The sequence below is a fragment of the Ideonella sp. genome (assembly GCF_041914305.1).
Lineage (GTDB): Bacteria > Pseudomonadota > Gammaproteobacteria > Burkholderiales > Burkholderiaceae_C > Ideonella.
In genome coordinates this window covers 16590-32087 of the sequence record NZ_JAYSDQ010000008.1, presented here as the reverse complement: position 1 = coordinate 32087, position 15498 = coordinate 16590, and the positions used below count along the sequence as shown (strand labels likewise).

At 68.7% G+C, this 15498-nt stretch carries 7 protein-coding genes; 4 read left to right on the top strand and 3 right to left on the bottom strand.

What is annotated here, in order from left to right:
• Positions 1-307: 307 nt before the first annotated feature.
• Entirely contained in the window at positions 308-2656 is a 2349-nt protein-coding gene (locus ACE3SG_RS12225) for a methyl-accepting chemotaxis protein (protein ID WP_374565301.1), read from the top strand.
• A gap of 76 nt (positions 2657-2732) precedes the next feature.
• Here the strand turns inward: ACE3SG_RS12225 and ACE3SG_RS12220 are convergent, their stop codons facing one another.
• Both ACE3SG_RS12220 and ACE3SG_RS12215 read right to left on the bottom strand, forming a co-directional pair.
• Complete coding sequence (locus tag ACE3SG_RS12220) at positions 2733-5987, bottom strand: efflux RND transporter permease subunit (protein ID WP_374565299.1); 3255 nt, start codon at positions 5985-5987, stop codon at positions 2733-2735.
• A 42-nt stretch (positions 5988-6029) separates the two neighbouring features.
• Positions 6030-7214, bottom strand: coding sequence for an efflux RND transporter periplasmic adaptor subunit (locus tag ACE3SG_RS12215; RefSeq protein WP_374565298.1), 1185 nt, complete (start codon positions 7212-7214; stop codon positions 6030-6032).
• A gap of 351 nt (positions 7215-7565) precedes the next feature.
• Between ACE3SG_RS12215 and ACE3SG_RS12210 the strand changes: the two genes are divergently transcribed.
• Together ACE3SG_RS12210 and ACE3SG_RS12205 are read left to right on the top strand one after the other, a co-directional pair.
• Complete coding sequence (locus tag ACE3SG_RS12210; protein ID WP_374565296.1) at positions 7566-8777, top strand: efflux RND transporter periplasmic adaptor subunit; 1212 nt, start codon at positions 7566-7568, stop codon at positions 8775-8777.
• Positions 8778-8780: 3 nt separating this feature from the next.
• Positions 8781-11879 (top strand): efflux RND transporter permease subunit, encoded by a 3099-nt coding sequence (locus ACE3SG_RS12205; RefSeq protein ID WP_374565295.1) that lies wholly within the window; start codon positions 8781-8783, stop codon positions 11877-11879.
• Between the two features lie 62 nt (positions 11880-11941).
• Here the strand turns inward: ACE3SG_RS12205 and aroC are convergent, their stop codons facing one another.
• Complete coding sequence (aroC, locus tag ACE3SG_RS12200; protein ID WP_374565293.1) at positions 11942-13039, bottom strand: chorismate synthase; 1098 nt, start codon at positions 13037-13039, stop codon at positions 11942-11944.
• Between the two features lie 233 nt (positions 13040-13272).
• Between aroC and ACE3SG_RS12195 the strand changes: the two genes are divergently transcribed.
• Entirely contained in the window at positions 13273-15459 is a 2187-nt protein-coding gene (locus tag ACE3SG_RS12195) for a putative bifunctional diguanylate cyclase/phosphodiesterase (protein ID WP_374565292.1), read from the top strand.
• Positions 15460-15498 lie beyond the last annotated feature (39 nt).

Sequence of the window (15498 nt, the reverse complement as noted above, 5' to 3'; positions counted from 1 at the left end):
GTCTCCTCTGGAGAGAAAAATAGGTTGAGCTGATCCCGTCACCGGGAAGAGAACAGCGCCGCCCGCGCCGGGGCAGCGGGCGCGGGCAAGTTCGCCTCCCAGCGCCGGAGTCTCGATGCAAGCCCGGCCACCCGGGGCCCGAACACGTAACGCTTTGGATCGTGCGGTTGCGGCGATCTGCCACGGCGAACTGGCGCTTTTTGGCCTTTCTCGGCGGTGGGCGGCGGCCGAACATGTCGGGGTACGTGGGAATGTGTGTTTGCGGCGGGCGCGGTGCCTGTCCATGGCGCCCACGCCGGGAGACGCAATGTCCACATTCGGCACCAAGATCCTGCAGCCAGGCGCCCGCCTGATGCGCCAGCTGCGCATGCCCACCAAGATGGCCTTGATGGGCCTGATGCTGCTGGTGCCCTTGCTGCTGTTGATTCTTTACAGCGCGCAACATGCGCGCGCCGACCTGGGCGTGACCCGCGCCGAGGTTGCCGGCGCCCTGGTGGTGGACCAGCTGACCGAGCTGGTGACCGAGATGCAAACCCACCGCGGGTTGACGAACCGAGTGCTCTCCAGCGACACCGCCGCGGCCGGCGAGCGCGATGCGATGCGCGAGAAGATCAAGGCCACCATCGCCGCGATGGACAAGCACCTGGCCACGCCGCAGCCTTTCGCGATCGACGACGTGTGGAAGCCCGCGCGTGATGCCGCCCTGGCCTTGGCCAGCGGCCAGCACGCCGACAAGCGCGCCGAAGCCTTCGCCGAGCACAGCCAGCACATCGAGAAACTGCGCCAGTTGACGCTGCTGGTCGGCGAACGCTCGGGCCTGCTGCTGGACCCGGAAGCCTCCAGCTTCTTCTTGATGGACCTGGCGGTCGAGCGCGTCATCCCGTGGACCGAGTCGCTGGGCCAGGCCCGCGGCCAGGGGGCTGCACTGCTGGCCCGCGGCGATGCCAGCAACGCCGAGCGCGCCTCGCTCGTCGGCCGGGCTGACGCGCTGCGCGCCGCGCTGGTCGACATGGGTTTTCGCATCGAGGCGCTCAAGCGCTCGGGCGTGCAGCCGCCGGCCGGCTGGGACGCCGCCGTCGCCACCTCGCAAGCCTTCGAAGAGGCGGTGCGCAAAATCTTCACCGCCGAGACGATCAGCGGCGAAGCGCCGGCCTATTTCGCCCAGGGCACCGAAGCGATCGGCAAGGTGCTGGCATTCAAGCAACAGGTCAACAACGCACTGGTCGGCGAGTTGCAGGGCCGCGAGCAGCGGTTGCAGCGCCAGATGTGGCTTCAGCTGAGCGTCTCGGCACTGGGCTTGGCGTTGATGGTCTACCTGGGCCTGGCGTTCTACGCCAGCTTCAGCCATGCGCTGGCCGTGCTGCAAAAAGGCGTCACCGCGATGGCCGCGGGCGACCTGGCGCACAAGGTGCAAGTCGAGGGGCGCGACGAGCTGGCCGAGATCGGCAAGGTCGTCGAGCGGATGAGCGAAGGCCTGTCGGTGATGGTGGCCGAGATCCGCAGCAGCGCGGTCCGAGTCGGCATCTCGGGCAAGCAGCTGGCGGCCAGTGGCGACGCGCTGTCGCAGCGCACCGAAGCCCAGGCCCAGAACTTGCGCGAAACGGTGGCCACCGTCGGCCAACTCAGCGATGCGGTGTCGGCCAACGCGGGCGCCGCCCATGAGCTGGACCAGATGACCGCCCAATTGCGCAACCAGGCCGAGGCCGGTGGTGCCGCGATGCGCGAAACCGTGCAGGCGATGACGACGCTGGAACAAAGCTCGCGCAAGGTGGCCGAGATCGTCAGCGTGATCGACGGCATCGCCTTCCAAACCAACATCCTGGCGCTGAACGCGGCGGTCGAGGCGGCCCGCGCGGGTGAGTCGGGCCGCGGCTTCGCCGTCGTGGCCACCGAGGTGCGCCAGCTGGCGCAGCGCAGCGGCTCGGCCGCCGCCGAGATCCGCCACCTGATCGGCCAGTCGACCGAGCAGGTCAGCCAGTCGGTCACCCGCATCCAGCACACCAATGGCACGCTCGATTCGGTGGTGCACGGCGTGCGCGACGTGTCGGACAAGCTGCGCGGCATCGCCCAGGCCAGCGCCCAGCAGTCGGCCAGCCTCGGCGAGGTGTCGCGCAGCGTCGGCACGCTGGACGAGATCACCCACCAGAACGCCACGATGGTCGAAGAGTCGTCTCGCGCCTCGGGCGAGCTGGTCAACCGCGCCACGATCCTGAGCGACGCGGTGGCGGCCATTCGCCTTCGCCAAGGCAGCGCCGACGAAGCGCGCACCCTGGTCGACCGGGCTGTCGAACTGGTCCGCGAACGTGGCCTGCACGCGGCGTCTGCGGTGTTCCGCGACCCCAAGGGCGGCTTCCTCGACCGCGACCTCTACATCTTCGTCACCGACCGCGACGCCCGCTACCACGTGCACGGCGCCAAGCCGGCGATGGAAGGCAAGCTGGTGCACGAGGTGCCCGGCATCGACGGTGACCGCTTCGCCCGCGAATCATGGGAGGCCGTGAACCACAGCCACTGGGTCGAATACTCGATCATCAACCAGCAGACCGGCAAGATCCAACCCAAAGCCAGCTACGTGGTCGCGCTGAACGACAAGCTGCTGATCGGCTGCGGCATTTACACCTTGCCTGCCAAGGCGCAGGCGGGGCTGGCGGCCTGAACGCCCGCAGCTTGGCTGCACCCATGTAAAAAGGCGGGGCTCGTGCCCCGCCTTTCGTTTTGGACTTCCGCCCGACTCAGCGGTCGGCCGGTGCGCCCAGCGGCCCGTGGCTGGGCAGGCCAGACGCCTCGGCCGCCACCGCGTGCTTGCTGCCAAAGCGGCGCTTGAACCAGGCGCCCAGGTTGTCCATGTAGCTGTAGATCACCGGCACCACCACCAGCGTCAGCAAGGTCGAGGTGATCACGCCGCCGATGATCGCGCGGCCCATCGGCGCCTGGATCTCGCCACCGTCGTTCAGCGCAATCGCCATCGGCAGCATGCCGAAGACCATCGCCGCGGTGGTCATCATGATCGGCCGCATCCGGATCTGGCCGGCCTGCATCAGCGCGTCGCGCACCGTGGCGCCCGTCTTGCGGGCATGGTTGGCAAAGTCGACCAGCAGGATCGCGTTCTTGGTCACCAGGCCCATCAGCATCACCAGGCCGATCATCGAGAACACGTTCAGCGTCGAGCGCCACAGCAGCAGTGCCAGCATCACGCCGATCAGCGACAGCGGCAGCGACACCATGATCGCGATCGGCTGCAGGAAGCTGCCGAACTGGCTGGCCAGCACGATGTAGATGAAGATCACCGCCAGCGCCATCGCGCTGAGCAGGCCGCCGAAAGCCTCGGCCTGCTGCTTGCCGGCGCCGTCGACCATGAAGCTCACGCCCGGGGGCAGTTGGGTCTCCTTGATCAGCTTCTGCACGTCGGCATTCACGTCGCCCGACGGGCGGCCTTCGACACCGGCGTACACCGCCTCGCGGCGCTGCAAGTTCTGGCGGCGGATCACCTCGGGGTTGAACACTTGCTCGATGGTCGCGACCTGGTCCAGCGCGATCGGCGAGCCGTCTTTCGCAAAGGCGACCGGCAGCTTGCTCATCTGCTCGATGCGCTCGCGCTGGCCTTGCGGCAGGCGCAGCAGCACCTCGACCTGGTTGCCGTCGGGCGTCGTCCAGTAGGTGGCCACGTCACCGTTCACGTAGGCACGCAGCGAAGACGCCACCTGCGGGCCGGTCAGGCCGAGTTCGCGGATCGCCGAGTCCTTCAGCCGCACCGCGAAGGCCGGCAGGCCGGGCTTGACGGTGGTGTCCACGTCGACCGCGCCCTTGATCGTCTTCAGCTTCTCGGCGAAGTCCTTGGCCACCTTGGTCAGCTGCACGCCGTCCGAGCCGAGGATGGTGATCCAGATCGGGCGATCGAAGCCGACGCTGGCTTCCAGCCCGGGGATGCCGGCGATGTCGGCACGGATCGCGTCTTCGATCTCCTTCTGGGTGCGCTTGCGGTCCTTGCGGTCGGTCAGCGCGATGTTCAGCGAGGCCTGGTTGCGGCCGGTCGCCAGGCCTTCGCCGGTCGAGCCGACCACCGTCTGGATGGTCTTGATCTCGGGGTACTTGGCCGACAGGATGGTCTCGACCTGCAGCACCTTGTCGTTGCCGCGGTCCAGGCTCGATGCCACCGGGAAGCGCAGGTTCAGCTGGGTGAAGCCCTGGTCGGTCTGGGGCACGAACTCGCTGCCGACCAGGCCCGACAGACCCAGCGCGACGACGAAGCTCATGAACCCGCTCCAGGCGACGATGCCGCGCGGTGTGAGCGTCATCAGGCGCCAGCGTCGCGGTTGGCTGCGGTCACGCTGGCCCTGGGCGTCGAACGGGCGGCCGTAAGCCGGGATCGGCAGCACGAAGACGCGGTAGCGCCGGCCCGAGAAGGCCCAGGTGATCAGGCGGCCGTAGACGCCGTGCAGCCAGTCCATGCCACGGTCGGTGCCGCGGATCATGTGGCCGATCACCGGCAGGTGGCGCAGCTTGGCGCTCGGCGGGTCGCGCCAGACGCTGGACAGCATCGGGTCGAGCGTGAAGCTGACGAACAGCGACACGATCACCGCCACCGCCACCGTGATGCCGAAGGGGTAGAAGAACTTGCCGATCACGCCGCCCATGAACGCCACCGGCACGAACACCGCGCAGATCGCGAAGGTGGTCGCCATGACCGCCAGGCCGATCTCGTTGGTGCCGTCTTCCGCCGCGCGGTGATGGTCCTTGCCCATGCCGATGTGGCGCACGATGTTCTCTCGCACCACGATCGCATCGTCGATCAATAAGCCGATGCACAGGCTCAGCGCCATCATCGTCATGAAGTTCAGCGTGAAGCCGAAGGCGTAGACGGCGATGAAGCTGGAGATCACCGCGATCGGCAGCGTCAGGCCGGTGATGATGGTCGAGCGCCAGCTGTGCAGGAACAGGAAGACGATCGCCACCGTCAGCAGCGCACCTTCGATCAGCGTGTGGCGCAGGCCGGTCAGCGAGCCCTTGACGAAGTCGCTCGACGCATAGATCAGGTTCAGCTCGATGTCGGCCGGCAGCGTCTTCTTCAGCTCTTCCATCGCCTCTTTCACCGCGTCGCCGGTGGCCACGATGTTGGCGTCTTGCTGCTTGAAGACCGAGAAGCTGATGGCCGGCTGGCCGTTGGTGCGGGCGATCGAATCGGGCTCGCGCTCACGCTCGACCAGGGTGCCCAGGTCGTTCAGCGTCAGCACCAGGTTGCCGCGGTGGGCGACCACGATGTTGGCGAACTGCTTCGGGTCCTTGACCCGGCCTTCGACGCGCAGGATCGCGTCCGACACGCGGTCAGACACCAGGCCCACCGGCTGGTCGGTGTTGGCTGCCGCCAGCGCGGCGGAGATCTCGGCCGGCGTCACGCCGTAGGCCTTCAGGCGCAGCGGGTCCAGGTCGATGCGCACTTCGCGCGAGACCAGGCCACCCACGTCGACCTTGGCCACGCCTTCGACGCGGCCCAGGCGTTTGGCGATCGTCAGCTCCCCGAGTGTCGACAGTTCGCGCGCCGAGCGCGTCTTGCTCATCAGCGCCATCACGACCACCGGCTGGGCGTTGTCGGCCTGGAAGCGCGACACGCTCGGCTGCTTCACGTCCTTCGGGAACGCGGCCTGGGCGGCGGCGATGCGGTCGCGCAGGTCCTGCATCGCGCGGCTCATGTCGGTGTTCAGGGTGAACTCGACGCTGGCCTGCACGCGGCCCTCGAAGCTGCGCGACTGCACCCGGTCGACACCGGCGATGGAGTTCAGCGCTTCTTCCAGCGGCTTGGCGACTTCACGCTCGACGGCTTCAGGCGACGCGCCGGGGTAGCGCACGTCGATCCAGGCGCCGGGCAGCGAAATGTCGGGCATCTGCTCGACGCCCAGCTTGCTGTACGAAAACAGCCCCAGCACACACAACGCGACCATCACCATGGTGGCGAAGACGGGGTTGTTGATGGCGACTCGGGTCATCCACATGGTGAACCTCTGCTCTTTCTATATCTGGCTATCTGGCGCGGTTCAGTTCGAGGCGGTCGCCACGCTGGCCAGCGCGGACGACGGCTTCGAGGCCGACGCCGCGGTGGACGGGGCTGGGGCCACCACCCGGGCGGCGGCGCCTTCACGCAGGTTGTCGAAGCGCATCGCCAGCACCTGGGCCTCGGGCTTGACGCCCTCCTTCACCTCGACCAAGCCCTTGGCGTCGTCGCGCCGGCCGGTGGTGACCGAGCGGCGCAGCAGCTTGCCCTGCTCGATCGTCCAGACGTATTCCTGGCCCGACGCGGTGCCGATCGCGGCCACCGGCAGCGTCAGCCGCGGCGTGCCCTCGGCCATCGCCACCTGGGCCTGGGCGTACTGGCCGGCGCGCAGCTGCTCTTTCGGGTTGGCGATCGCAATCGCCACGCCGATCGAGCGGGTGCCCGGCTCGGCCGCCGGCGCGATGCGCGCCAGATTGCCCTTGACGGCCTCGGCCACGCCTTCGACGTGCACCGTCACCGGCATGCCGGCCTGCAGCATGCCGACCTCGTGGGTGCCGACGCTGCCGGCCATCTCGAGCTTGGTCAGGTCGACGATGGTGACGATCTGCTGCTCGTTCGAGACCTTTTCGCCAGGCACCACGTGGCGCTTGGCGACGATGCCCGAGATCGGCGCCACCAGATTGGCCTCGCGCAGGTTGATCTTGACCGTTTCGGTCTGGGCCTGGGCCGCCGTCAGGTTGGCGCGGGCGCTGTCCAGCGCCGCCTTCGACGATTCCAGCGCGTTCGGTGAGATGAACGACTGCTCGGCCAGGCGCTGGTTCGACGCATGGGTGCGCTCGGCCTGCACCAGCTGCGCCCTCGCCGCCTCGACCTGGGCCTGGCGCTCGTTCAGCCGGGCGTTCAGGTCGGCCAGGTCGACCGAGCCGAGCTTCTGGCCCGCCGTCACCCGGCTGCCTTCGGCCACCGCCAGGTTCAGCAGCGTGCCGGCCGCCTTAGCGCGGACCACCGCGGTGTTCGGCGCCACTAGCGGGCCCGAGAACTCGACCGAGCCGGCCAGCGGCTGCGTGCGGGGCATCACCACCTCTTTGGCGGTGAAGTCGAGCACCTTGTCTTCGGGCTTGGCATCGGGCTTGTCGCCGCCCTTGCGGCCGGTCATGACCGCTGCGGCGCCGCCGCCGAGGGCCAACACCGCAACCACCACTCCTCCAACTACCCAGCGCTTGTTCATGCGTGCTCCTGCAAATAATCATCCGCCTTTGGTCAGGCGCAGCGCAGTGTAGGAGTGTGCGCCTGGGCGATCACCCCGGTGCCGACGAAGCGCAGTTGGGCGACGACGAAATGCACCCGGGGCGGATGAGCGGCACCCCGCCGCGGGCGGCCAGGCGCCGCCCTGCCCCACCGCCGCCGCCGATCGCGGCGCACCGGCTGCAGCCCGCGCCGCCCGGTCGCCGTTCGCCCGTGCCAGCCCGCAATTCGTCGCAGGCAGTGGCTATCGCCGCCCCGTTCACGATAAGCTCGCGCGTCTTTTTCTGGCGGCCACCGCCCGCCATGATTCTTCGAATACCCAGGAGGTTTTCCGATGTTGCGTCGTCGTTCGTCCGTGGCCCAAATGGCCAGCCTGCCTAACAGATTGGCTGTGGGTGTGGCCGTGGCCGCGCTGGCCGCGTTGCTGGCCGGATGCAACAAGGGCGGTGGCGATACCCAGGCTGCCGCCAAGCCGGGCACCGCCGCCTCGGCGCCGCCGACGCTGCTGCTGTCGGCCGAAGACCTGCGCACTGCCAACAGCGGGCTGCACGCCATGGGCCCGGTGATCACCGGCTCGATCCAGCCCGAGCGCCGGGCCGACCTGCGCGCCGAGGTACCGGCCGTGGTGCTGCAGGTCTTGAAGGAGAACGGCGAGGCGGTCCGCAAGGGCGAGTTGCTGATCCGCCTGGACGACACCGCGATCCGCGACAGCCTGGCCTCGGCCGAAGAAGCGGCCCGCGCCTCGGCCCAATCGGCCGACCAGGCCGAGCGCACCTTCCAGCGCCTGAAGACGCTTCAAGCCCAGGGCATGAGCTCGATGCAGGCGCTGGACGACGCCGAGGTTCGCCGCAACAACGCCCAGAGCGACCTGGTGGCGGCCCGCTCGCGCGCGGTGGCGGCGCGCCAGCAACTGCAGCGGACCGAGGTGCGCGCACCGTTCGACGGCGTCGTCAGCGACCGCAAGGCCTCGGCCGGCGACACCGCCCAGGTCGGCAAAGAGCTGGTCAAGGTGATCGACCCCACCAGCATGCGCTTCGAAGGGCTGGTGTCGGCCGACCGCATGAGCGAGCTGAAGATCGGCCAGTCGGTCAGCTTCCGCGTCAATGGCGCGACCGAAGGCGACTTCAGCGGCAAGATCAAGCGGGTCGACCCGTCGGCCAACGCCGCCACGCGCCAGGTCGCGGTGCAGGTGTCGATCGACGGCGGCGCGGTGCCCAGGGTGGCCGGCCTGTATGCCGAGGGCCAGGTGGCCACCAGCGGCGAGCAGGCGCTGATGCTGCCCGAGGGCGCGCTGACGAAGGAAGGCGACAACGCCTATGTCTGGCGGCTCGAGGGCAGCGCGCTGAAGAAGGTCAAGGTCCAGCTCGGCGAGCGCGACCTGCGCAGCGGCGAATACGTGGTGCGCTCGGGCCTGGCCGCGGGCGACCAGATCCTGCGGGCACCGGGCGCGGCCCTGGTCGACGGGCAGCACGTCGAGCGCGCCAAGCCGGCCACCGTGGCCGCGCCGGCCCAGCCGGCATCGGCCACCTCCATAGCGGGGAAGTAAGCCATGTTCCTTTCAGACTTCAGCATCAAGCGGCCGGTCGCCACGGTCGTCATCATCCTGGCGTTGATGTGCCTGGGCCTGCTCGCGCTGAACAAGCTGCGGGTCAACCAGATCCCCGACGTGCAGCAGCCCGTGATGGTGGTCGGCATCACCTACCCCGGCGCCTCGCCCGACACTGTCGAGCGCGAGATCGTCAACCGGGTCGAGAAGGCGCTGCAAAGCATCTCGGGTGTCGACGAAGTGCGCTCCACCGCGAGCGAGGGCTACGCCAACATCGTCATGATCTTCAAGTTCAGCAAGAACATGATCGAGGCGGCGGACGAGGTGCGCAACGCCATCGGCACGGTGCGCTACAAGCTGCCGGTGGAAATGCGCGAGCCTGTGCTGCAGCGGCTGGACCCTTCGGCCCAGCCCATCATGCAGCTGGCACTGTCGTCGGCCAAGCAGAGCCACGCCGAAATCTCGCGCCTGGCCGAAGACCAGCTGGCCGACAAGTTCCGCGGCATTCCCGGCGTGGCGGTGGTCAATGTGAACGGCGCGCTGCACCGCGAACTGTCGGTGCTGCTCAAGGCCGAGAAGCTGCGCGAGTTCAACGTCTCGGTGGCCGAGGTGGTCAACGCGCTGCGCCTGCAGAACGCCACCGCCCCGGTGGGCAAGGTGCGCGGCGAGCTCGAAGACAAGAGCATCCGGCTGGTGGGTCGGCTCGAGTCGCCGGCCGAGTTCGAGCAGATCGTGGTGCAGCGCCGGGGTGAGCAGATCGTGCGCCTGGGCCAGGTGGCCTCGGTGCAAGATGCGTTCGCCGAGGTCGGCAACCTGTCGGTGCGCAACGGCCGGCCCAACGTGGGCCTGTCGATCACCCGCTCGCGCGAGTCCAGCACCGTCGGCGTGGCCGACGAGGTGCGCAAGCTGGTGGCCGAGATCGGCAAGACCCTGCCCGAAGGCACCACGCTCGAAATCACCCAGGACGGCGGCAAGGACGCCCAGAACAGCCTGAACAACGTCGTGCACGCGCTGTTCTTCGGCGCCGGGCTGACCATCTTCGTGGTCTACGCGTTCCTGAACTCGTGGCGCTCGACACTGATCACCGCGCTCAGCCTGCCCACCTCGGTGATCGCGGCCTTCATCGCGGTCTGGCTGTGCGGCTTCACGCTCAACTTCATGAGCCTGCTGGGCCTGTCGCTGGCCATCGGCGTGCTGATCGACGATGCGATCGTGGTGCGAGAGAACATCGTGCGGCACATGGAGGCCGGCGAAGACCGGCGCACCGCCGCGCTGCGCGGCACGGCCGAGATCGGCCTGGCGGTGGCGGCGACCACGTTCTCGATCGTGGCCGTGTTCATCCCGGTCGGCTTCATGCCGGGTGTGTCCGGCGAATGGTTCCGCCCCTTCGGGCTGACCGTGGTCACCTCGGTGATGGTGAGCCTGTTCATCTCGTTCACGCTCGACCCGATGCTCTCGGCCTTCTGGGGCGACCCGCCCGGGCACCACCACGCGCCCAAGCGTGGCATCTCTGCCGTGCTGGGTCGGTTCAATGTCTGGTTCGACCACCAGGCCGACCGCTACGGCCGCATCATCGCGTGGGCCCTGCACCACCGGATCTGGATGTTCCTGTTCGCCTTCCTCAGTTTCGTGGCGGCGATCGCGCTGCAGGCCACGGTGGGTGGCTCGAGCTTCCTGCCGGCTTCTGACTACGGCACCCTGGCCATCGAGGTACGCACCCCGCCCAGCAGCAGCCTCGAATACGCCCGGCTGAAACTGGAGAACGCGGCGCAGCTGGCCCGTGAAATGAAGGAGACCAAGGCCACCAACAGCTACGTCAACCCGACCGGCGGCCGCATCTATGTCGACATCGGCAAGAGCACCGAGCGCAAGCGCAGCGCGATCGACGTGGGCAAAGACCTGCGCGAGCGGCTCAAGCGCCTGGTCGGCGCCGAATACGTGGTGCTCGACGACCTGAACAACGGGGCGCAGAAGCCGGTGCAGATCCGCTTCCACGGCAGCGATTCGCGCAAGCTGCAGGCCATCACCAACGAGTTCATGGAAAAGCTGCGCAAGGTACCTGGCGCGGTGGACGTCGGACTGTCCGAGCAAGATCCGCAGAACGAGCTGAAGATCGAGCTGGACCGCGGCTTGGCCAACGCGCTGGGCATTTCGGTGAACGACGCGGCGCAGGCCTTGCGCGTGGCGTTCGCCGGCGTCGAAGTGGGCGACTGGGTCGACCCCAGCGGCGAAACCCGCGACGTGGCGGTGCGGCTGGCCCCGGAAGACCGGGTGGACGCCGCCAACATCGAGCGCCTGCCCATCGCCGTAACCGGCAGCAGCACCGTGGTGCCGCTGGACCAGATCGCCACCGTGACCATGGGCAAGGGCCCGTCGCAGATCCAGCACACCGACGGCAAGCGCATGATCGCCGTGTCTGCCAACGCCCAGGGGCGCTCGGCCGGCGAGGTGACGGCCGACGCGATGAAGATCGCCAACGCGATGAGCTACCCGCCGGGCTACGGGCTCGAGCTGGGCGGCGCCTCGAAGGACCAGCAGCAGGTCTTCACCGACATGGGGATCGCGCTGCTGTCGGGCATCGGCATGATGTACCTGGTGCTGGTCATGCAGTTCGGCTCGTTCACCGCGCCGCTGCCGGTGATGCTGTCGCTGCCGCTGTCGCTGATCGGCGTGGTGCTGGCGCTGCTGGCCACCGGCGGCACGATGAACCTGATGAGCCTGATCGGCGTGATCATGCTGATGGGGCTGGTGGCAAAGAACGCGATCCTGCTGCTCGACGCGGCGCGCGTGCGCGAGGCGGCGGGGATGGACCGCGAGGAAGCTCTGATGCAGGCCGGGCGCATGCGGCTGCGCCCGATCCTGATGACCACCTTTGCGCTGATCGCGGGCATGCTGCCGGTGGCCATCGGCGTGGGCGAAGGCGGCGAGTTCTACCGCCCGATGGCGGTGGCCATCATCGGCGGCGTGATCACCTCGACCTTCCTGACGCTGCTGGTCATCCCGAGCTTCTACGACTCGATCGAAATCAAGCGCGACCAGTTCATGAGGCTGTTCCGCCGCCTGGTCACGCGCGAGGCAACCCGGTCGCCAGCTGCCCCCTGACCTGCCGATCGCTGAAATGAAGACGGCCACCCTCGGGTGGCCGTTTTTTCTTGGGGCGCCGCTCAGCGTCGCGCCGGGATGACCGGCGTGGCGACGCGCACGTCGCCGCACTGCGCACGGTGTCGCAAGGCGTGATCCATCAACACCAGCGCCAGCATCGCCTCGGCGATCGGCGTGGCGCGGATGCCCACGCAAGGGTCGTGGCGGCCGAAGGTCTCGACCGTCGCCGGCTGCCCATCCAGGTCGATCGACTGGCGCGGCGTGCGGATCGAGCTGGTCGGCTTGATCGCGATCGAGACGCGGATGTCCTGCCCGGTGGAGATGCCACCCAGCACGCCGCCGGCGTGGTTGCTGGCAAACCCTTCGGGTGTCAGCTCGTCGCCATGCTCGCTGCCGCGCTGGCGCACCGCGCCGAAGCCGGCGCCGATCTCGACGCCCTTGACCGCGTTGATGCCCATCATCGCGTAGGCGATGTCGGCGTCGAGCTTGTCGAACAGCGGCTCGCCCCACCCCGGCGGCAGGCCCGACGCCTCGACATACAGCCGTGCGCCGACCGAGTCGCCGGCCTTGCGCAGCGCGTCCATGTAGTCTTCGAGCTCGGCGATGCCGCTGGCCGTGGCCGCAAAGAAGGGGTTCTGGCCGACCTGCGACCAGTCTTCGACCGGGATCTCGAGCTCACCCAGCGCCGTCATGCAGCCGCGGATCGAGATGCCGTGGTGCTCGTGCAGCCACTTCTTGGCCACGGCGCCGGCGCCGACCATTGGCGCCGTCAGCCGGGCCGAACTGCGGCCACCGCCGCGCGGGTCGCGAATGCCGTATTTGTGCCAGTAGGTGTAGTCGGCGTGGCCGGGGCGGAAGGTCTGGGCGATGTTGCCGTAGTCCTTGCTGCGCTGGTCGGTGTTGCGGATCAGCAGGCAGATCGGCGTGCCGGTGGTCTTGCCTTCGTAGACGCCGGACAGGATCTCGACCGCGTCCGGCTCGTTGCGCTGGGTCACATGGCGCGAGGTGCCGGGCCGGCGCTTGTCCAGGTCGGGCTGGATGTCGGCTTCGGACAGCACCATGCCGGGCGGGCAGCCATCGATCACGCAGCCGATGGCCGGGCCGTGGCTTTCGCCGAAGTTGGTGACGGTGAAAAGCTCGCCAAAGCTGCTGCCGGACATGAAGACCCTTGTGGCGACGCTGCGCCAGGGTTCGGCGCGCGCCAATGCTGCGGAAAAGTCGCGCCTGATTTTATCGGCGACCCCGTTTTTGTCGGGTGTTCGTGACAGAGGCGTGAAAAAGCCGGTGTTTATGGCGCGCCTTCGGGCAATGGTCTTGATCGATCGCCGGCACAGTGGTGACCTGCCGTTTTTGCCGTGCCGCCTTGATTTCATCGCCCGTCCTTGCCGCGCCCTTGCTGCCTGCCTGGCCCTGGCTCGCCGTGGCGGCCGCAGCCGTGGCCGCGCTGGCCAGTGCCAGCTGGCGGGCCTATCAGCGCACGCGCCGCGAGGCCCAGCTGGCCGTCGCGGGCGGCAGCCTGACCGAGGAGATGCTCGACCACAGCTCGCAGCTGATCGGCCTGCTGTCCACGCAGGGTCGGGTGCTGCGGCTGAACCACGCCGCCCAGGAATGGCTGGGCCCCGCGGCCGAGGCGGCTGCCGGCCAGGCCTTGTGGGACCTGCCCGCCTGGCTGCAGGCGCCGGCCGACGCCGACAAGCTGCGCCTGGCCGTGGCCCGCGCCGCCGACGGCCGCCCCCAGCACATCGAGCTCGGCGTGGGCGCACGCCGGATGGAGCTGTCGGTGCGGCCGATGCGCCGCCGAACCGACCGCCCGCCGGACTTGGGCGGCGACCTTCCCGCCGACCACCTGCTGATCGAGGCCCGCGACGTGACGATGCGCCGGCTCGCCGAAGACAAGATGCGCCTGGCCGCCGCGGTGTTCGAGCAGGCCCGCGAAGGCATCATGATCACCGACCCTCGCGGCGTGATCGTCACCGTCAACCAGGCCTTCAGCAACATCACCGGCTTCGAGGCCGACGAGGTGGTCGGCCAGTACCCGGCCATGCTGACCACCTTGCTCGAAGACAGCGCCCTGCCGCGCCGCATACGGCGTGCGCTGCTGCGTGGCGGCCAGTGGCACGGCGAGCTGCGCAGCGCCCGCAAGAACGGCGAGTTCTTCACCGCCTGGGTGTCGTTGAACCGCCGGCGCGACGCCAACGGCAACATCAGCCACCTGATCGGCATCGTCAACGACATCACCCGCTCGAAAGACGCCGAGCAGAAACTGCTGCGCCAGGCCCATTTCGACGCATTGACCGAGCTGCCCAACCGCCACCTGCTGGAAGACCGGCTCGGCGTGGCGCTGGCCGCCGCACAGCGGCAGAAAGAGTCGCTGGCGCTGCTGTTCGTCGACCTGAACCAGTTTCGCCACATCAACGACAACTTCGGCCACCGCACCGGCGACGCCGTGCTGCTGCAGATGGCCCACCGGCTGCGCGACAACCTGCGCGACACCGACGTGGTCGCGCGCATCGGCGGCGACGAGTTTGCCGTGCTGCTGCCCAACACCCAGGCCGATGGCGCCGCCCAGGTCGCCACCAAGCTGCTGGAGCGCGTGGCCCAGCCCTGCACGGTGAGCGAGCATGAGCTGAGCCTGACACTGTCGGTCGGCGTGGCGATGTACCCGTCCGACGGCGACACGGTCGACGAGCTGACCCGCTGCGCCGACACCGCGATGTACCGCGCCAAGCTCGAAGGCCGCGGCACCTACCAGTTCTTCACCGCCGGCATGCAGCAGCGCTCGGTGCGCCAGATGCAGCTCGAAGCGGCCTTGCGCCGCGCCACCGAGCGCGACGAACTGCTGCTGCACTACCAGCCGCAGCTCGACGCGCGCTCCGGCGCGGTGCTGGGCGTCGAGGCGCTGGTGCGCTGGAAGCACCCCGAGCTGGGCATGGTGTCGCCGGGCGAGTTCATCCCGCTGGCCGAAAGCAGCGGCCAGATCCTGGCGATCGGCGAATGGGTGATGCGCACCGCCGTGCGCCAGGCCAAGGCCTGGCTCGACGCCGGCCTGGGCGAGCTGGTGGTGGCGGTCAACCTGTCGGCGATCCAGTTCCGCGACCCGGGCCTGCCCGAGCTGGTCAGCGCCATCCTGCACGAGGCCCAGCTGCCGCCCCATTGCCTGGAGCTGGAGCTGACCGAAAGCGTGGCCACCGGCAACCCGACCGCCGCGATCGCGATGATGGACCGGCTGCACGCGCTGGGTGTGCGCCTGTCGATCGACGATTTCGGCACCGGGTATTCGTCGCTGAACTACCTGAAGCGCTTTCGCATCCACACGCTGAAGATCGACCAGAGCTTCGTGCGCGACATCGGCAGCGACGCCGACGACCGCGCGATCGTGCAGGCCATCGTGCAGATGGCCCATGCGCTGAACCTGACCACCATCGCCGAGGGCGTGGAAACCGACGAGCAGGCCACGTTCCTGCGTGCCCAGGGCTGCGATGCGATGCAGGGCTACCGCTTCTGCCGGCCGCTGGACGCCGCCGCCGCGGCAGAGTGGATGAACAAGCGCCGCGCGGCGCTGCAGGCGCTCGACGCCTGAGCAACGGCGCCACGGCGCCCCGAAATGACCGAGGGCCCG